Source organism: Muriventricola aceti (assembly GCF_025567565.1).
Lineage (GTDB): Bacteria > Bacillota > Clostridia > Oscillospirales > Oscillospiraceae > Lawsonibacter > Lawsonibacter aceti.
Genome location: NZ_JAOQKF010000010.1, coordinates 53,336 through 71,865, shown reverse-complemented (window position 1 = coordinate 71,865; position 18,530 = coordinate 53,336). Strand labels below are relative to the sequence as shown.

Below are 18,530 nucleotides of genomic sequence, written 5' to 3'. Positions count from 1 at the left end.
GATCCGCTGCTATTATAGCACCGGTAAAAATGGATTTTCCAGTGTTGTCTCCTATGGGAAAAAATTTTGGCGGTCCAGACAGAAACAGGAAAAATAGGGCGAAATGTTTTTGGAAACTGTTACAGAATGTACTAAACAGTCCAAAATCTCATTGACAAACGGCTGCCACGGGGCTATAATGCGGCACATAAAGGCAAAGGCGTCTTTAAGGATTTTCCTTAGAGGCGCCTTCGCCTTTTTTGCATTTTTTTAGAAGTAGAAAGGGTGAAAGACAATGGCAGCTGTTCCGGAGTATTTTGGAAGCATGGTGTTCGACGACAGGGTGATGAAGGCAAATTTATCCGCTGACGTATACCAGTCTTTAAAGAAGACCATCGACGAGGGGGCTAAATTGAATTTGGGTGTGGCCAACGCTGTGGCAGCCGCCATGAAGGACTGGGCCGTAGCCCAGGGGGCCACCCACTTTACCCACTGGTTCCAGCCACTCACCGGCATCACCGCCGAGAAGCACGACAGCTTTATCACCCCCTCTCCAGATGGAGGGGTTATCATGGAATTCTCAGGCAGGGAGCTGATCCGAGGGGAGCCGGACGCCTCCTCGTTTCCCTCCGGGGGGCTGCGGGCTACCTTTGAAGCAAGAGGCTACACTGCCTGGGACCCCACCTCCTATGCCTTTATCAAGGGGAAAACGCTGTGCATCCCCACGGCCTTTTGCTCTTACAGCGGCGAGGCGCTGGACAAAAAGACCCCCTTGCTGCGCTCCATGGAGGCCCTGAACCGACAAGCCCTCCGCATCCTGCGGCTGTTTGGAAATGACACGGTGAAACGGGTGTCCACCGCGGTGGGTCCAGAACAGGAGTATTTCCTGGTGGATGCCAAAATGTATGAGCGGCGCCGGGATCTTCGGTTTACCGGCCGAACTCTGTTCGGCGCCAAGCCCCCCAAGGGCCAGGAGATGGATGACCACTATTTCGGCGTGATTAAACCCAGGGTGGCCGCCTTTATGGAGGACCTGAATGAGGAGCTGTGGAAGCTGGGTGTCCTGGCCAAGACCCAGCATAACGAGGTGGCCCCAGCCCAGCACGAGCTGGCCCCTATCTATACCACCACCAACATTGCCACTGACCACAACCAACTGACCATGGAGATCATGCAGAAGGTGGCCGCCCGGCACGGGCTGGTCTGTCTGCTCCATGAGAAGCCCTTTGTAGGAGTGAACGGATCGGGTAAGCACAACAACTGGTCTATCTCCACCGACGCTGGCGTCAACCTGCTCTCTCCCGGTGATACGCCCTATGAGAACGCCCAGTTCCTGCTGTTTCTGTGCGCCGTCATCAAGGCGGTGGACGACTATCAGGACCTGCTGCGCATCTCGGTGGCCACGGCCGGCAACGACCACCGCCTAGGAGCCAACGAGGCGCCTCCCGCTGTGGTATCCATCTTCCTGGGAGATGAGCTGAACGGTGTGCTGGAGGCCATTGACCATGAGACCCCCTATCAGGGAGCTGCCCGGACCAAGATGAAGCTTGGGGTGGATATCCTGCCCAAATTCAGCAAGGATACCACCGACCGGAACCGCACCTCCCCCTTCGCCTTCACTGGCAACAAGTTTGAGTTCCGCATGGTGGGCTCCTCCGACTCTATCGCCTGTGCCAACATCATGATCAACACCGCTGTGGCTGAGAGCCTCAAGCTCTATGCCGACCGCCTGGAGGGGGCCGAGAACTTCCCCGCCGCCCTGCAGGAGCTGCTCCGGCAGACTATCCGGGAGCACAAGCGCATCATCTTCAACGGAAACGGCTACGATGATGCCTGGATCACTGAGGCCACAGAGAAGCGGGGCCTGCTCAACTACCGCACCACCCCGGACTGCGTCCCCCATCTGCTGGATGAGAAGAATGTCAGGCTCCTCACCTCCCACGGCGTGCTGACCTTGGAGGAACTTACCTCCCGGTATGAGGTCATGATGGAGAACTACTGCAAAACCATTCTGATCGAGGCCAACACCATGGTGGATATGGCCAGAACGGAGATCCTGCCAGCCGTGGAGTCCTTTGCGCTGGACACCGCCAGAGGGGCGGCCGCCAAGCGGGAACTGGTCCCTGGCTGCCCCTGCGGGTATGAGTCCGAGCTGGTAAAAAAGCTGTCTGCTCTCACGGATCAGATGGCGGCCAAAACCGCGGAGCTGGAGCAGGCGGTGCTGGAGGTGTCCTCCGCCGGGGATATCGCCCAGGAGGCCGCCGCTGTCCGGGATGTGATCCTGTGTAAAATGGGGCAGCTGCGCCTGGCCTGCGACGAGGCGGAGACCCTGACCCCCAAAAAGTATTGGCCGTTTCCCACTTACGGCGACCTGCTGTTTGGCGTGCGGTAACGACCAGATCCCTTCTGGCCCCGGCCTCCATTCGGACCGGGGCCCAATATAGATTGGAGGAGCGTTTATGTGTTCCATTATGGGATATTGCGGCCCAGTGTTCGACCTGGAGGCATTTCAGGCCGGCTTTCAGCGCACGGTCAGTCGGGGGCCGGATGACAGCCGGATCGTTGACACAGGAAAGGGCCTGCTGGGATTCCACCGGCTGTCCATTATGGGCCTGACTTCTGCCGGGATGCAGCCCTTTGCGCTGGACGGCAGCTTCGTGGTGTGCAACGGCGAGATATACGGCTTTGAAAAGCTAAAAAAGCGACTGGAAGAAAAATATACCTTTGCCAGCGACTCTGACTGTGAGCTGCTGCTCCCTCTGTACCGGGAATACGGGGTGGAGATGTTCCGGATGCTGGATGCGGAATTCGCCTGCATCCTCTATGACGGTGAGAGACAGGAGTACATCGCCGCCCGTGATCCCATCGGCATCCGCCCCCTCTATTACGGATATGACAGCCAAGGAGTTATCCTCTTTGCCAGCGAGCCCCAGAACCTGCTGGGCCTGGCGGCGGGAGAAATACTGCCCTTCCCCCCTGGACATTACTATAAGGACGGCAGATTTATCTGTTACCGGGATATGACCCAGGTGGAGCGGATCTGCCGGGATGACCTGGAAACGGTATGCTGGAACATCCGGGAAAAGCTGATCGCCGGGGTGGAAAAGCGGCTGGTGGCCGACGCCAAGGTGGGCTTCCTGCTGTCCGGAGGGCTTGACTCCTCCTTGGTGTGCGCCATCGCCGCCCGGCGGAGCAAGACCCCGATTCGGACCTTTGCCATCGGCATGAGCGGCGACGCCATCGATTTGAAATACGCCAGGGAGGTGGCGGAATACATCGGCAGCCGCCACACGGAGGTGATCATCACACGGGAGGATGTGATCTCCAACCTGGAGCGGGTGATTCACCTGTTGGGCACGTACGACATTACCACCATTCGGGCCAGCGTGGGAATGTACTTGGTCTGTAAGGCCATTCACGAGCAGACCGATATTCGGGTGCTGCTCACTGGCGAGATATCCGACGAGCTGTTCGGCTATAAGTATACAGACTACGCCCCTTCTGCCCAAGCGTTTCAGGAGGAGTCGGAAAAACGGGTCCGAGAGCTGCACATGTACGATGTGCTCCGGGCAGACCGGTGTATCTCGGTCAACTCCCTGGAGGCACGAGTCCCCTTCGGAGACCTGGAGTTCGTGCGCTATGTCATGTCGGTGGACCCGGAGCGGAAGCGGAACCGATATGGAAAGGGCAAGTATCTGCTCCGCCACGCCTTCGAGGAGGGCGGCTGGCTGCCCCAGGATATCCTGTGGCGGGAGAAGGCGGCCTTCTCCGACGCTGTGGGCCACTCACTGGTGGACGACCTGAAGGAATACGCGGAACAGTGTTACACCGATGACGATTTCCAGAAGCTGAGGCAGAAGTATGTCCATGCCCGCCCCTTTACCAAGGAGTCATTGCTCTATCGTGAGATATTTGAGAAATACTATCCGGGGCAGAGCGGGATGGTCCTGGATTTCTGGATGCCCAACCGGGAGTGGGAGGGCTGCGACGTGGATGACCCCTCCGCCCGTGTGCTGGCCAACTACGGCCAGAGCGGAGTTTAAGACCATCACATAGGAAGCGAGTGAGCAGTTTGAAAGCGACTTTGATCTTGGAAAACGGAAGCGTCCTCTCCGGTACCAGCATCGGGAGCACAGAGGCGCGGGTGTGCGAGCTGGTGTTCAACACCTCCATGACTGGCTACCAGGAGATCCTGACCGATCCCTCCTATGCCGGACAGGGCGTGGTCATGTCCTATCCCCTCATCGGCAACTACGGGGTGAACAGCGAGGACAACGAGTCCAGCCGCCCCTGGGTGGAGATGCTGGTGGTTCGCCATCTGTCCCCCAGGGGGAGCAACTTCCGCCGAGAGATGGACCTGGGGGATTATATGAAGGAGCATGACATCCCCGGCATCGAGGGGGTGGATACCCGTGCCCTGACCAAGTTGCTCCGCAGCCAGGGGAGCATGAACGCCATGCTGACCTGTGCCCAGCAGTTTGATGTGGGGCAGGTATTGGAGCGGCTGCACGCCTATAAGGTCCGGGATACGATCCAGAAGGTTACCCGCTCCGCCCCGGAGGAATTTCCCGCCATAGGGGAGGAGCGGTACCATGTGGCCATGATGGACTACGGAGTCAAGCAGAATATGATAGACTGTCTCCGCCGCCGGGGATGCAGCGTCACGGCGCTGCCCGCCTCCACCCCGGCCGAGACGGTCCTCTCCGGCGGCTATGATGGGGTGCTGTTGTCCAACGGCCCTGGGGACCCGGCGGAGAACACAGACATGATCCGGGAGATAAAAAAGCTCTATGACAGCGGCCTGCCCCTGTATGGCATCTGTCTGGGCCACCAGATGCTGGCACTGGCCACCGGGGCCAGGACGGGAAAGATGGACTATGGCCACCGGGGCGGGAACCACCCGGTCCGGGATGTAGAGAGGGGCCGGGTGTTTATCACCAGTCAAAACCACGGCTATATGGTACTGGCCGATACCGTGGACCCGGTGGTGGCCCAGGTGTCCCACATCAATGCCAACGACGGAACCTGCGAGGGACTGCGCTACCGCCGCCCCAACTGCTTTTCCACACAGTTCCATCCAGAGGCCAACCCCGGCCCCAGGGATATGGAGTATCTGTTTGACCGATTTGTAGCGTCTATGGGAGGGAAAACAAATGAGTGAAATGCCTCAAAAGCGGGAGCTGCTCTACGAGGGCAAGGCGAAAAAGGTGTACGCCACAGATGACCCGGAGCTGCTGATTGTATCCTATAAGGATGACGCCACCGCCTTCAATGGGCTGAAAAAGGGTACCATCGTCGGTAAGGGTGTCATCAACAACCGGATGAGCGATCTGCTGATGGCCCGGCTGGAGCGGGAGGGAATCCCCACCCACCTGGTCCGGGAGCTCAACGACCGGGATACCCTGGTAAAGAGGGTGGCCATCGTCCCCCTGGAGGTCATCGTGCGCAACATTGCCGCCGGCTCCTTTTCCAAGCGGTACGGGGTGGCCGAAGGAGCGGTCTTTTACCGGCCGACCCTGGAGTTTTCCTATAAGAATGATGAGCTGGGGGACCCTCTGCTCAACGACGACCATGTGCTCGCCCTGGGGCTGGCTTCCCCGGAGGAGGTAGCGGTCATCCGGCGCTATGCCCTGGAGGTCAACAGGCTGCTCCGGGAGATCTGGAAGCAGTGCGGCGTCACACTGGTGGACTTCAAGCTGGAGTTTGGCCGGCTGCCAGACGGTACCATAATCCTGGCCGATGAGATCAGCCCCGACACCTGCCGCCTGTGGGACAGTCAGACTGGGGACAAACTGGACAAGGACCGCTTCCGCCGGAATCTGGGCGGCGTGGAGGCGGCCTACCGCCAGGTCATGGACCGGCTCAACCAACAACTGTAAACGGAGGGAACGATATGTCAAACTGCGCCATCGTGGGCATCAACTGGGGGGACGAGGGCAAGGGAAGGATGGTGGATCTGCTCACCCAGGACTATGACCTTGTGGTCCGCTACCAGGGGGGCGGCAACGCCGGACACACCGTCATCAACCAGTATGGAAAATTTGCCCTCCATCTTCTTCCCTCGGGTATTTTCCGCCCGGGGGTCGTCAATGTCCTGGGGAACGGGGTGGCTCTGGACCCGGAGAACCTGTGGACAGAGATAGAGGATGTGATGTCCAGAGGAGTGGAGATCAACCCGGAGAATCTGAAGATCAGCGACCGGGCCTCGCTTCTGCTGCCCTGGCACCGGGAGCTGGACGAGCTGGAGGAGAAGCGGCTGAAGGACCACAAGTATGGCTCAACCAAGCAGGGGATCGCCCCCTTCTACTCCGATAAGTACCAGAAAAAGACCATTATGGCCGGAGAGCTGTTCTATCCGGAGGAATTACGGGACCATCTGGCCCAGCTTCTGGAGTGGAAGAACCTAACCTTGACTAAGGTGTATGGGGCAGAGCCCTTCACCATGGAGAGAGTGGAGGAGTGGCTGGCCAACAGCTGCGAAAAAATCAAGCCCTATCTCTGTGACAGCGGGGCCTATTTGAAGCAGGCCCAGAGCCGGGGAAAGAGCATCCTCTTCGAAGCCCAGCTGGGTTCCCTTCGGGACCTGGACTTCGGCATCTACCCCTACACCACCTCATCCAACACCACGGCGGCCTACGCCCCTATCGGTTCCGGCCTGCCCTCCGCCAAAATTGACCGGGTGGTAGGTGTGGTAAAGGCATACTCCACCTGTGTAGGGGAGGGGCCCTTTGTCTGTGAGATGTTCGGTCCGGAGGCGGAGAAACTGAGGAAGGCGGGAGCGGAATACGGCGCCAAGACCGGCCGGCCGCGGAGGGTAGGACCCATCGACCTGGTGGCCACCCGGTACGGGGTGGAAATCCAGGGGGCCACAGAGATCGCACTGACCAAACTGGATGTACTCAGCTATCTGGACCGAATCCCTGTGTGCGTCCGCTACCGGCTGGACGGCCAGCCTACAGAGAGCTTTCCCTTCCCCACGGCCCTGGGCAAAGCCCTGCCGGAGATCGAGTATCTGCCGGGCTGGAAGCAGGACATCTCCTCGGCCCGTAGGTGGGAGGATCTGCCCCGCCAGGCCCAGGAGTATGTGGGCCATGTGGAGCGGGCCATCGGCTGTCCTATCGCCTATATCTCGGTGGGGCCGGAGCGGGACAGCGTCATCAGAGTATAAGGAGGACGACAAATGACTGACCGATATGAATCCCCGCTGTCTACCCGCTACGCCTCCCCCTATATGCTCCAGCTTTTTTCCGCCGATACCCGCTATCAGACCTGGCGGCGGCTGTGGGTTTCCCTGGCACGGGCGGAGATGGAACTGGGCCTGCCCATTACCCAGGGGCAGGTAGAGGAGTTGGAGGCCCACATCTCCGAGATCGACTATGACTGTGTCAGGCGGCGGGAGAAAGAGGTGCGCCACGACGTGATGGCCCATGTCTACGCCTTTGGACAGGCGGCCCCCTCTGCCGCCGGCATCATCCATCTGGGGGCCACCAGCTGCTATGTCACAGACAACGCCGATCTGATCCTTTACCGGGATGGGCTGCGCTATCTCCGCCAGCAGCTGCTTCAGGTGATGGCCAATCTGGCCGACTTTGCCCAGCAATATCGGGCCCTGCCTACCCTGGGCTACACTCACTATCAGCCCGCCCAGCTGGTCACGGTAGGTAAGCGGGCGGCGCTCTGGCTCCAGGACTTGGAGTCCGACCTGTCCGAACTGGACTTCACCCTGAAGAACGTCAAGTTCCTGGGCTGCCGTGGGACTACCGGCACTGAAGCCAGCTTCCTGGACCTGTTTGACGGGGACCAGGAGAAGATCAGTCAAATGAACCAGAAGATTTCCTCTGACTTCGGATTTGAGGAGTGCTTCCCGGTGTGCGGCCAGACCTACCCCAGAAAGCTGGACAGCCGCATTTTGAATTGCCTCTCCTCTATCGCCCAGAGCTGTTACCGTATGGCCAATGATATCCGCCTGCTCCAGCACGACAGGCAGGTGGAGGAGCCCTTTGAAAAGGACCAGATCGGCTCCTCCGCCATGGCCTATAAGCGCAACCCTATGCGCTGTGAGCGAATCTGCTCCCTGGCCCGCTATCTGATGGCCGACGCTATGAATGCCCCTATGACCGCCTCGACCCAGTGGCTGGAGCGGACGCTGGACGACTCAGCCAACCGGCGCATTGCCCTGCCCGAGGGCTTCTTGTGCGCTGACGCTATCCTGCGTCTGGCCCAGAATGTAACAAACGGGCTCCATGTCAATGAAAGAGTGATTGAGAAAACGGTAAAGGAGTACCTGCCCTTCATCGCCACGGAAAATCTGATGATGGAGGCGGTAAAGCGGGGGGGAGACCGGCAGGAGCTCCATGAAATCATCCGCCGCTGCTCCATGGCAGCCACCGCCCGGATGAAAGATGGGGGGGACTGCGACCTGTTGGACCGGCTGGCCGGGGAGCCGTCCTTCGGCCTGTCACGAGGGGATATGGAGCGGCTGCTGAACCCGGAGCTGTATACCGGCCGGTGTGCCCAGCAGGTGGAGGACTTTGTCCAGAGCATCCGTCCGCTGTTTGCGGATCTGGAGCGGGAGACTGCCCGGATCGAGCTGTGAGAACAGGCTGCGGCCAGTGAAGGGAGAGAAGGGGCTATGACAAACTATATCTTTGTGACTGGAGGCGTGGTGTCCGGCCTAGGCAAGGGGATCACAGCGGCGTCCTTGGGCCGGCTCCTGAAGCAGAGGGGGCTGAAGGTAAAAGTCCAGAAGCTGGACCCATATCTCAACGTGGACCCAGGGACCATGTCCCCCTATCAGCACGGGGAGGTCTTTGTCACCGATGATGGGGCGGAAACTGACCTGGACCTGGGCCACTATGAGCGTTTCATCGATGAGAATCTGACAGTAAACTCCTCGGTATCAGCGGGCCGGATATACTGGAACGTACTGAATCGGGAGCGGAAAGGGGACTATTTGGGTGGAACGGTCCAAATCATCCCCCATATTACCGACGAGATCAAGCGGTGTATTTATACCTTGGAGGGGCCTGAAACCGATGTAGCCATTGTAGAGATCGGTGGTACGGTAGGCGATATCGAATCCCAGCCGTTCCTGGAGGCCATCCGCCAGGTGGCCGCCGAGCGGGGGAGAAAAAACGTCATGTTTCTCCATGTATCCCTCATCGTATCCATCCCAGGGACCGGGGAGCTGAAATCAAAGCCCACCCAGCACTCGGCCAAGGAGCTGCTCTCGCTGGGCATCCAGCCCGATGTTATCCTGTGCCGTAGTGATGAGGCGGTGCCCCAGGAGATCCTGGAAAAGATATCCTTATTCTGCAATATCCCGGTGGAAAACGCCATCCCAAATCTGACCGCCGACCTGCTCTACGAGGTCCCGCTGATGCTGGAGAAGGCGGGACTGGCTCAGGTGGTGGTGAAGCATCTGGGGCTGGAGTGCCACGCTCCGGACCTGACCGAGTGGGATACTATGGTTCAGCGGGCCAAGCACCCAAAAGGAGAAGTGGAGGTCGCACTGGTGGGTAAGTATGTGGCCCTCCATGACGCCTACCTCTCTGTGGTGGAGGCGCTGACCCACGGAGGGATCGAGAACGGGGTAAAGGTACACATCCGCTGGGTAGACAGCGAAGCGGTCACAGAGGGCAACGTGGAGATGCTCCTTGCCGGAGTGGACGGCATCCTGGTACCCGGCGGCTTTGGCAGCCGGGGGATCGAGGGCAAGATCTCCGCCATCCGCTATGCCAGGGAGCATAAAATACCGTTTCTGGGCATCTGTCTGGGAATGCAGATGGCGGTGGTGGAGTTTGCCCGCCATGTGTGCGGCATGAAGGGGGCTCACTCCAGCGAGCTGGACCCGGACACACCTTATCCCGTCATCGACCTGATGGAGGGCCAGCGGGGCGTGACCGACAAGGGAGGCACCATGCGCCTGGGCGCCTTCCCGTGCCGCATTGACCGGGAAGACACAGCGGCGTTCCAAGCTTACAGAACGTCGGACATCTCGGAGCGGCACCGGCACCGCTATGAGTTCAACAACGAATATCGCCAGCGGTTGACCCAAGCTGGGCTGCGCCTGTCTGGTTTGTCGCCGGACGGCCGGCTGGTGGAGATAGTAGAGCTGCCCTTCCATCCCTGGTTTGTAGGTGTCCAATTCCACCCGGAGCTGAAAAGCCGGCCCAACCGGGCACATCCGCTGTTTCGGGAATTTATATTCGCGGCGAAGGAGAAAAGCGGAGCGTAAGAGCGTGCGCGGGCCGGCTTTTTGCCAGCTCCGGCGGTTTCCGCGGCAGCGGAGAGCCGGAGGGCATTGAAACACCGGGACAAACACGGGGGGAGCCCGTGTTTGCGCCCGGCCCAACCGGGCACATCCGCTGTTTCGGGAATTTATATTCGCGGCGAAGGAGAAAAACAGGGAATAAGGAAGCGCGCGGGCCGGCGCCAGCTTCAGAGCGGGAGGAATAGAAATGAGCATCCATGAGGAGTGCGGTGTATTCGGCGTCATCAGCCAAGCCCCGATCCAGGCGGCTAGTCTGGCCTATTACGGACTGTATGCCCTCCAGCACCGGGGACAGGAGAGCTGCGGCATCGTGGTCAACGACGACGGTGTATTCTTCTCAAGAAAGGATCTGGGGCTGTTGAGCCAGGTCTTTTCTCAGGAGGAGCTGGCCCGATTTCCCAAGGGAACCATGGCGGTGGGCCATGTGAGGTACGGCACTACCGGGGCCGCAAATCGCGGCAACTGCCAACCCATTGAGGTCAACCATGTGAAGGGGCACATGGCCATCGCTCACAACGGAAACCTCAGCAACGCCGCCCAACTGCGGGGGCAACTGGAGCTGAAGGGAGCCATCTTTCATACCACCAGCGATACAGAGATTATTGCCTATACCATTACAAGAAAGCGGCTGACCTGCCCCTCCATTGAGGAAGCTCTGAGCAAGGCCATGGATGAGCTGGAGGGGGCTTACTCTCTGGTACTCATGTCTCCCAGGAAGCTGATCTGCGCCCGAGATCCCTATGGGTTCCGTCCCCTGTGTTATGGGCAACTGCCTGGCGGGGGCTATGTGGCAGCCTCAGAGAGCTGTGCTCTGACTGCCGTAGGAGCGCGGTTCGTCCGTGATGTAGAGCCAGGAGAGATCCTGGTATTCAGTCCGGAAGGAATGGTCGCCCGGAGGGAGCACTGTGGAAAAGCCGCGAGGCGGCCTTGTATTTTTGAGTACATCTATTTTGCCCGTCCGGACTCGGTCATCGACGGGGTATCCATCCACGCCGCCCGACTCCGGGCCGGAAGGATCCTGGCACAGGAGCACCCGGTTCAAGCGGACGTGGTGGTAGGGGTGCCGGACTCAGGGCTGGACGCCGCCCTTGGATTCAGCCAGGCCTCCGGTATCCCATACGGAATTGGACTGCTCAAAAACAAGTATATTGGGCGCACCTTTATCTCGCCAGGACAGGAGCAGCGTCTGGACAAGGTGAAGATCAAGTTAAGCGCCATCGGAGAGACCGTCCGGGGCAAGCGAGTAGTCCTCATTGACGACTCCATTGTCCGGGGTACTACCAGCGGCCGTATTGTCAGCCTTCTACGAGAGGCGGGAGCCTGTGAGATCCATGTGCGTGTTTCGGCGCCACCCTTTTTGAATCCCTGCTACTATGGCACAGATATCGACTCGAAGGAAAATCTGATTGCCTGCAGCCACACGCCAGAGGAAATATCAGACATGATAGGGGCGGATTCGCTGGGGTATCTTCCACTGTCCAAGCTGGGGGAACTTATCGGGGGAGGGAACTGCTGTGACGCCTGTTTCAGCGGCCGATATCCCACCGCAATACCCTCGGATACCAGGAAGGACCGCTTTGAACGGAAGCTATCCCAGTAGATGGTGCCAGCAGCGGACAGTAAATCGAGGGATGTCACCTCCTAAGATTGGAAGGAAAAGAATCAGATATTTAAACAGAGAGGAAAATCTCCCATTTCAATGATTGAAATGGGAGATTTTTAGATTAGAGAGATGAAATCGCTCCCCTTATAAGATCCTGCCTGTACCGGACAGGTTCAGCGTATTTTTCTCTTGGAAGGACGGATGGTCAGGAATAACACGCCTGCAAGGAGAAGAACACATTGGGTCACAATGGCGCCCACGGGCAAGGAAAAGGCCGGATCTAGCACGCCCAGGGCCAGAGGACGGCTTACAAAGATACTGCCATTTAGCAGTCCAAGGGATTCAGGTAGGGGCAGCGCCGTCAGAAGAATGGGAAGGAGCATCCACAGGAAGGTCAGCCAGGGCCGTACTCTCCCCAACTGCCAGCCACTTCCCAGGGCAAACACCAAAGGAGGGGCCAGGGTAGTTAGGGCTGGGAGGACCAGCTCCCCCCAGCGGTACCAGCCGAAGTATCGACCGTAAAACACCGCCGCTTCGCCCAGGCAGGCCAAGGCCAGCAGCCCCGTCCCCACCAGAGCGGCGGCGCACCGGGCCAGGGCGTATCGATAGGGCTCCGCCGGGGCGGCATCGGTGAGCACCGCTGCCCGCCGGGCCTTTCCCGAAGTAAAGAAGGTCAGAAAAAACAGGGCCCCGATCCACATCAGGGGGAGCAGCCGGCACAGGTAGTCCCCAAAGCTCCATGGGGAGAAGGGGGCAGTGTGGGACACCCCCAGGATGGTCACCCGATCCAGGACCTGCCACCCGTAAAACAGCAGGACTGCCAACAGGCCCAGGAAAAACTTGTTCCACAGCAGCCGCCTGCACTCATATCCGAAAATCTTAGCCAAGATCCAACGCCTCCTCCGTCAGCCCGCAGGCATCCAAAAACTCCTGATAGGTGAGATAGGGATACATGGGGTCCAGCTCTCGGGTAAACAGGCCGCACAGAACCTGGTCCATGGCCTCTTCCCCGCCGACCAGTTTCTCCGCCTTTAAGATCTTCAAGGGCATCTCGTGGTACTGACGTATGAAGGACAGGCTGTTGCTGATCGCTAATTGCTCCTCCTGGGGCAACTTGGCCAAGAACTCTGGATTGCGGACATAGAAATCTAGGTAGTAGTCCTCCACCTCCCGCTTCCACTGGTCTACATAGTGTGTTTGGGCGTAATCTTCGCCGTAGAGCTCCTTTACGATACGGTAGGTGGTGTACACGGTCAAGCCCTCGGCAGACCAGGGAGAGGCAGGGGCCGCCAAATCAAACATATTGCCCAGGCCCCACCACTGGTGGACCAATTCGTGTATCATTACCTCACCGGGGGCGGCACCCTTGCCTCCGTCGCTGAGATTGGCGGCGGTGAAGTCCGCCTCATCCAGCAGGCTGGCCCCGTCTGCGGCATAGCCGCCGCCAGACACTCGGCTCTGGACAAGCTTCAGGGTTTTCCCGGCGCCAAAAAATAGGGGACCGTAATGCTCTGTGCAGTAGTCCACCACCGCCTTTACCGCATCTGCCGCGCCAGCCTCCGCCATCACAGCCTGGTGCTTACGGCCGTAATAGAACTGGATGGTCATACCCCCGGCCTGAATGTCCTCCCGGATATAGTCCCCAGCATAGACGATTCCGCCGGTGCTGCTGAATTGATAGCGCCAGGTGGCGGTGCCGTCGTCGTGCTGGGCTACCACTTCCGCCTCACTGGAGCCGAAGGGGATGACCGTCATGGAGGAGGGCAGGGTGAGCTCCATGGTGGTGGGATAACCCGCCTCGCCTGGCAGCACATTCATCAGCCGGGGAGACAGGGTTGCGTTTTCTAGACACAGGTATTCCCCGCTGATCTCCGCGCTGCCCTGCATCGTGGACATGACGTTGCTCTCTTGGGGAAAGCCGCTGTACTCCATGATTAGCTCCACCTGCTCATCAGCGGGGAGAGTTACCTCCAGCAGGGCTTCGTTATATTCCTGGTAGTCGCTTACAGAGAAAGGAGCCTCCACACCGTTGGCCCGCACATTAGAGATTGTGTAGCCAGGGGTCACGCCAAAGGACGCTGTTCGTTCCTGTTGGGAGGTATTTTCAAACTGATAGCTGGCCCGACCGAAAACTGTTCCAGAGGCGGTATCTGGAAACACCTGAGCGGAGCGGCCGGTGCACACCACCCCCTCGGCATAGGGAATTTCGTAAAAGGTCATGGCCATCAGGTCCGGGTTGCTGTGGTCTACGAAGGGCTGGGCGGCATAGGCGGCGCCGGAGCCAATCAGGAGCAGCAGGGCCACAGCGGGGCGGTAGGCCCGCCGGGCATTCTGGGCCAGAGAACCCAGGAGCCCCTTTTCATACCGCCGGACGCACAGGTAGGAAACAGCCCATATCCCAGCCAGGGCTGCCAGCCAGGTCAGGCGCATATAAGCCACGGACCGGAAGATACGAAGGTTAGAAAAGTCATCGGACAGGGCCCACACACAGGGGTTGAGCCAGCACAACTGCCAGTCCCCGGCCCACACCGTAAGACTTAAAGCGGAAAAGGAGGTAAAGAGAACCAGGGATAGGTCCACCCGCCGGGTGAACTGATAGGCGGATGCTGCCGCCAAAATGGACAGCCACAGGGCCAGCCCCATGAGCAGCCCGTAGGCCAACAGGTAGTCGGCTCCATCAAAGACAGAGCCGATGAGTTGCCGGCTCACCGGGAACCACACTACAACAGTAAGGCCCAGTCCCAGTGCCGCTGTTGCCATTAGAGCGGGCAGGCGCACCAGGGCCATCATCAGGGGAGAGACCGTCCCGTCCACCAGCAGGCTGACCCGGCCGCGCTCCGTCCGGTCCAGCTCGTACACTGCCAGAAGGCCGAACAGGACACCGCCCACAACGCCGCCGGCCAGAGCTGGGTTGGCCAGATAGGTGGACAGCATGGTGCTGGCGGCGGCAGGCCGGTAGAGCACCAACCCGGCGGCAGGAGAGAGGACGGTCAACAGCAGGACCAGCCAGGTCAGACGGCTTTTCAGTAGCCGCCCAAGCTCCAGAGAAAACAGACGCGGGGGCTTCATTGGACCGCCTCCTGGGAAATGAGATAGAGGTAGGCGTCCTCCAGGGTGGGGTCCGACGGCTGGGCGAAGGGAGGGAGCACGTCAGCCACCGCCCGGCAGCGGACTCCCTGGCCGGTATTTACTCGGGCGGTGATGTGAAGTCCATTCTCCTGGGCAGCATCCTTCTCCCAAAAGATACCCACATGACCGGTGGCGGTCTGGATCAACGCCTCTGGGGTGCCAGAAAACAGGACCTGGCCCCGGTCAATGACCACAAGCTGCCCACACACGGACTGTATGTCCTCGATAATGTGGGTGGACAGCAGCACCAGCCGGTCTTGGGCGGTCTGGGAAAAGAGATTGCGGAAATGAATACGCTCTTCTGGATCCAGGCCCACTGTGGGCTCGTCCAGAATCAGCAGCTCCGGATCCCCCAAAAGAGCTTGGGCGATGCCCACCCGCTGGCGCTGCCCGCCGGACAGGGTGCGGATTTTGGCCCTTGCCTTTTCCTCCAGATTGACGGAGCGGATTACCTGCCGTATGACGGCTCTGGAGCTCCGCAATCCCTTGAGGGCTGCCATGTAGTCCAGAAACTGTTCCACAGTGAGTTCGTCGAACAGTCCGAAGTCCTGGGGCAGATAGCCCAGCCGGGCCTTCAGTTGCCGCTCCACCCTGGTCAGAGGCTGTCCATCCACCAGAATGGAGCCGGTGGTGGGGAGCAGGGCGGCCACCAGCAGCTTCATCAGGGTCGATTTGCCCGCCCCGTTGGGGCCCAGCAGACCCACCAGGCTGGGGGAGCGCAAATCCAGAGAGAGGCCCTTAAGAGCCTGCTTTCCGTTGGGATAGGTCATGCCGACGGTTTGAATGTTGATCTCCATATGTGTCAGGTTCCTTTCTGCTTGGGATGCGGCTAGGATACCAGCGCCATATGGAGACGGTTTGGAGCGGGTGTGTGTTTTGTGTGGAGATTCAGAGGGAATATGGATTTGGTATACAAAGCGTGATATGCTTCCGCCAACGGTAGATTGGGGAGATGAGGCCTGACAAATGGTGGTTTCCTGATTTTGCGGTCTGCTTTCTCCCGCTGTCTTCGCTGAACAGAGGGACAATTAACGTGCGGCTCAATTCTCGCGCTGGGAAAAGGCTGCATATTGTGTCTATCAGCGTTCCAATGTGTGGATTTTTCTAGCTGTGTTTTTTAAATCGAAATCACCGGCACGGCCAGTGGTTATGATTCGGGGGCAAAAGTGGGGGAGAAGGGAATGGTTTTCTCATGATACCTCTTCTAAAAAGCGGACAGACGCCCGTACTCCCTCTGGGGTGTTTTCAATGGTGCAGGTGGCTCCGTGCCGCTCCAGGATCATTTTCACCAGATAGAGCCCCAGGCCGCTGCCGCCGGTGCTCCGGTTCCGGGAGGCTTCCGCCCGGTAAAAGGCCTCGAACAGGTGGGGGAGAGCCTCCTCCCCAATATGGGCCCCGGTATTTTCCACCGTCAGGGCGGGGCAGCCATCCAGGAGGCCACACCACACCCGAATCTCGGCCCCCTCGGGGGAGTAGAGGGCGGCGTTGGAGAGAAGATTGCCCACCGCCTTACCCAGCAGAGAGGGGTCCCCCTCTACCGTGATTTCGGTGGTCAGACAGGCGGAGAGCCGCTGCCCCCGCTGTTCCAGCAGCCCAGCATCTTGGGAAAGTTGTTTCTCCAACAGGGCTGCCAGGCCCACGGCTTCCCTCTCCACGGTTACTATCCCCTGTTCCACACGGGAAATGTTCAGCATCTCCTGAATCAGGCTCTCCATCCGTCCAGTGACCTGGAGGGAGCGGAGCAGATATTTGTCCCGGTCCCGGTACACGTCCACCCCCTCCAGCATCCCGGTCAACTGTCCCTTCAGAATGGTGACCGGGGTCTTCAGCTCGTGGGAGGCGGCGGAAAAGAAGGCCGTCCGCTGCCGCTGGCGCTCTCGCTCCCGTTCGATCTCTCCGCGCAGGGTCTGGTTGGCTGCCTCCAGTTCAGCCAGGGAGGCGGACAGCCGATGGGACATCTGGTCCAGGCTGCGTCCCAGCTGCCCGATTTCGTCCCGGCGCCGCTCTCCGCACTCCCAGTGGAAGTCCAGCCCGGCCATTTTTTGGGCGATGCCGCTGAGTCGGACGATAGGTCGGGTGATATAGCGAGAGTATCCAAAGGCGCACAGAAGGGAAAAGACCAGCAGCACCAGCAACAGCCACGGGGCCATCTGGACCAGCGCCCGCACCGCCAGATTTTCCGCCTCCATCCGCGGGGTGACATAGAGAGAATAGGGATCCTCTCCATCGGAAAACCGTACTTCGGTGACAATGGTGTCCTGTTCGGACATGGTGACGGAAACCATATCACCGGCCACAGAGGTACCCTCTGCCCGGGCGATGGCGGCGTCCGCCTCTCCCAAGTTGCCGGATGCCGTGATTACCATGGTGCTGTCCTCATACAGCGGTTGGACGGCCAACTGGGCACCAGTGTCGGCGAGCGCTCCGTCCGGACCGACCAGCATAGCCTGGGCTCCGGACGCACGGATGAAATCGTCCAACAGAGGCCCACAGTCCCTATATGAGGACTGCTCCAGCTTGACTGCGAGGGCCTTCACCTGCCGTGTCAGGTCATCGTTGACAACAGCGGTATAGGTGCTGGGGGTGGCCCAGGCAATCAGACCGAAGGTCACTGCCCCCGCACCGAATAGAATTAGGACAGTAATGAGGAAAACACGGACAGTCAGGCTTTCAGCGAGCCGTTTTCCCAGCACGATAGCCCACCCCCCTTACCGTTTCGATGTAGCCGGCCCCCAGCTTGTGGCGTAGGTTTTTGATGTGGCTGTCCACCACCCGTTCATCTCCGTAAAAGTCATAACCCCACAGCTTGGCCAGCAACATTTCCCGGGTAAACACTCTTCCGGGGGCGGCGGCAAAGGTGTGTAGCAGCTCAAATTCCCGTGCGGTCAGCTCCAGCGGTCGGCCGTTCAGAAGGGCCTCGCGGGCATCTGGGTCTATCACCAGCTCCCGGTAGTGCAGCCGGCTGTCACTCTCCACAACGTCAAAACGGCGGAGGATTACCCGAATCTTCTCCAGAAGGATGGGCATGGAGAAGGGCTTGGTCACATAGTCGTCCACATCCAGACCAAAGCCCCGTAACTGCTCCTCCTCACCATCCAGGGCGGTGAGCATCAGGATGGGCACATCAGACTCTCGCCGAATCAATTCACATACGCCGAAGCCGTCGATTTTTGGCAGCATCAAGTCCAGGAGGATCAAATCAAAGGTCCCCCCTTGAAAGCGGTCCAGAGCCGCAACCCCATCTCCCACGATCTCTACGTCATATCCAGTGTCTCTGAGATAAGCGCCCAGGAGCTCTTGGATGTCCGGCTCGTCCTCTACGACCAAGATTTTTTTCATGTGAGATCACCTCTATACTAGTATAGTACAGGTTTATGAATTTCGTATGAAGAAGCCTATCTTCCATATCAATTTGAACGACCCATAAAATGACAGACTTTAGGTGGCCCCCCATGACATTTACAAAGGCGTCCCAGGGATAATAGGGGCAGACAAACTCCAGGCCCTCTATCGACAAAACATAGGAAGGATGCTATACTGTGGTCA

General features: G+C 59.2%; 13 protein-coding genes. 8 read left to right on the top strand and 5 right to left on the bottom strand.

Annotated elements, in window-relative coordinates; translation table 11 throughout:
* Nucleotides 1–274: 274 nt before the first annotated feature.
* The 8 genes from OCV64_RS11555 (at nucleotide 275) to purF (ending at nucleotide 11,852) form a co-directional block, all read left to right on the top strand.
* The gene (locus OCV64_RS11555) at nucleotides 275–2,371 is read left to right on the top strand and encodes a glutamine synthetase III family protein (RefSeq protein ID WP_262670099.1); all 2,097 of its coding nucleotides are present in this window, start codon (nucleotides 275–277) and stop codon (nucleotides 2,369–2,371) included.
* A gap of 67 nt (nucleotides 2,372–2,438) precedes the next feature.
* Complete coding sequence (gene asnB / locus OCV64_RS11550) at nucleotides 2,439–4,022, top strand: asparagine synthase B (RefSeq protein WP_262670098.1); 1,584 nt, start codon at nucleotides 2,439–2,441, stop codon at nucleotides 4,020–4,022.
* 29 nt (nucleotides 4,023–4,051) lie between these two features.
* Nucleotides 4,052–5,140: a carbamoyl phosphate synthase small subunit gene (locus OCV64_RS11545; RefSeq protein WP_240288911.1), complete on the top strand. Its 1,089-nt coding sequence runs from the start codon at nucleotides 4,052–4,054 to the stop codon at nucleotides 5,138–5,140.
* Nucleotides 5,133–5,858 carry a phosphoribosylaminoimidazolesuccinocarboxamide synthase gene (gene purC / locus OCV64_RS11540; protein WP_262670097.1) on the top strand — a complete coding sequence of 242 codons (726 nt, stop codon included), beginning with the start codon at nucleotides 5,133–5,135 and terminating at the stop codon, nucleotides 5,856–5,858. Before OCV64_RS11545 ends, purC begins: the two co-directional genes overlap by 8 nt.
* Before the next feature lie 14 nt (nucleotides 5,859–5,872).
* Complete coding sequence (locus tag OCV64_RS11535) at nucleotides 5,873–7,147, top strand: adenylosuccinate synthase (protein ID WP_262670096.1); 1,275 nt, start codon at nucleotides 5,873–5,875, stop codon at nucleotides 7,145–7,147.
* A 12-nt stretch (nucleotides 7,148–7,159) separates the two neighbouring features.
* Nucleotides 7,160–8,575: an adenylosuccinate lyase gene (purB, locus tag OCV64_RS11530; RefSeq protein ID WP_262670095.1), complete on the top strand. Its 1,416-nt coding sequence runs from the start codon at nucleotides 7,160–7,162 to the stop codon at nucleotides 8,573–8,575.
* A 36-nt stretch (nucleotides 8,576–8,611) separates the two neighbouring features.
* A complete protein-coding gene (locus OCV64_RS11525) occupies nucleotides 8,612–10,216 on the top strand; it encodes a CTP synthase (RefSeq protein WP_262670094.1) in 1,605 nt (534 codons plus the stop codon).
* A 223-nt stretch (nucleotides 10,217–10,439) separates the two neighbouring features.
* Nucleotides 10,440–11,852, top strand: coding sequence for an amidophosphoribosyltransferase (purF, locus tag OCV64_RS11520; protein WP_262670093.1), 1,413 nt, complete (start codon nucleotides 10,440–10,442; stop codon nucleotides 11,850–11,852).
* Nucleotides 11,853–12,028: 176 nt separating this feature from the next.
* Here purF and OCV64_RS11515 read toward each other — a convergent pair whose 3' ends face one another.
* From OCV64_RS11515 to OCV64_RS11495, 5 genes are all read right to left on the bottom strand, one after another.
* On the bottom strand, nucleotides 12,029–12,742 hold the full coding sequence (locus OCV64_RS11515) for a hypothetical protein (RefSeq protein ID WP_262670092.1): 714 nt from the start codon (nucleotides 12,740–12,742) through the stop codon (nucleotides 12,029–12,031).
* Nucleotides 12,735–14,924 (bottom strand): M1 aminopeptidase family protein, encoded by a 2,190-nt coding sequence (locus tag OCV64_RS11510; protein WP_262670090.1) that lies wholly within the window; start codon nucleotides 14,922–14,924, stop codon nucleotides 12,735–12,737. The genes OCV64_RS11515 and OCV64_RS11510 overlap by 8 nt, the downstream gene beginning before the upstream one ends.
* The gene (locus tag OCV64_RS16210) at nucleotides 14,921–15,781 is read right to left on the bottom strand and encodes an ATP-binding cassette domain-containing protein (protein ID WP_394803835.1); all 861 of its coding nucleotides are present in this window, start codon (nucleotides 15,779–15,781) and stop codon (nucleotides 14,921–14,923) included. The genes OCV64_RS11510 and OCV64_RS16210 overlap by 4 nt, the downstream gene beginning before the upstream one ends.
* A 393-nt stretch (nucleotides 15,782–16,174) precedes the next feature.
* Entirely contained in the window at nucleotides 16,175–17,677 is a 1,503-nt protein-coding gene (locus tag OCV64_RS11500) for a sensor histidine kinase (RefSeq protein ID WP_262670089.1), read from the bottom strand.
* On the bottom strand, nucleotides 17,655–18,323 hold the full coding sequence (locus OCV64_RS11495) for a response regulator transcription factor (protein ID WP_262670088.1): 669 nt from the start codon (nucleotides 18,321–18,323) through the stop codon (nucleotides 17,655–17,657). The genes OCV64_RS11500 and OCV64_RS11495 overlap by 23 nt, the downstream gene beginning before the upstream one ends.
* Nucleotides 18,324–18,530 lie beyond the last annotated feature (207 nt).

Bases quoted from the DNA above. Each gene is read 5' to 3' on its own strand.
- purF (WP_262670093.1), top strand. From the start codon at position 10,440: ATGAGCATCCATGAGGAGTGCGGTGTATTCGGCGTCATCAGCCAAGCC.
- OCV64_RS11495 (WP_262670088.1), bottom strand. From the start codon at position 18,323: ATGAAAAAAATCTTGGTCGTAGAGGACGAGCCGGACATCCAAGAGCTC.
- OCV64_RS16210 (WP_394803835.1), bottom strand. From the start codon at position 15,781: ATGGAGATCAACATTCAAACCGTCGGCATGACCTATCCCAACGGAAAG.
- purC (WP_262670097.1), top strand. From the start codon at position 5,133: ATGAGTGAAATGCCTCAAAAGCGGGAGCTGCTCTACGAGGGCAAGGCG.
- OCV64_RS11535 (WP_262670096.1), top strand. From the start codon at position 5,873: ATGTCAAACTGCGCCATCGTGGGCATCAACTGGGGGGACGAGGGCAAG.
- OCV64_RS11555 (WP_262670099.1), top strand. From the start codon at position 275: ATGGCAGCTGTTCCGGAGTATTTTGGAAGCATGGTGTTCGACGACAGG.
- OCV64_RS11510 (WP_262670090.1), bottom strand. From the start codon at position 14,924: ATGAAGCCCCCGCGTCTGTTTTCTCTGGAGCTTGGGCGGCTACTGAAA.
- asnB (WP_262670098.1), top strand. From the start codon at position 2,439: ATGTGTTCCATTATGGGATATTGCGGCCCAGTGTTCGACCTGGAGGCA.
- OCV64_RS11525 (WP_262670094.1), top strand. From the start codon at position 8,612: ATGACAAACTATATCTTTGTGACTGGAGGCGTGGTGTCCGGCCTAGGC.
- purB (WP_262670095.1), top strand. From the start codon at position 7,160: ATGACTGACCGATATGAATCCCCGCTGTCTACCCGCTACGCCTCCCCC.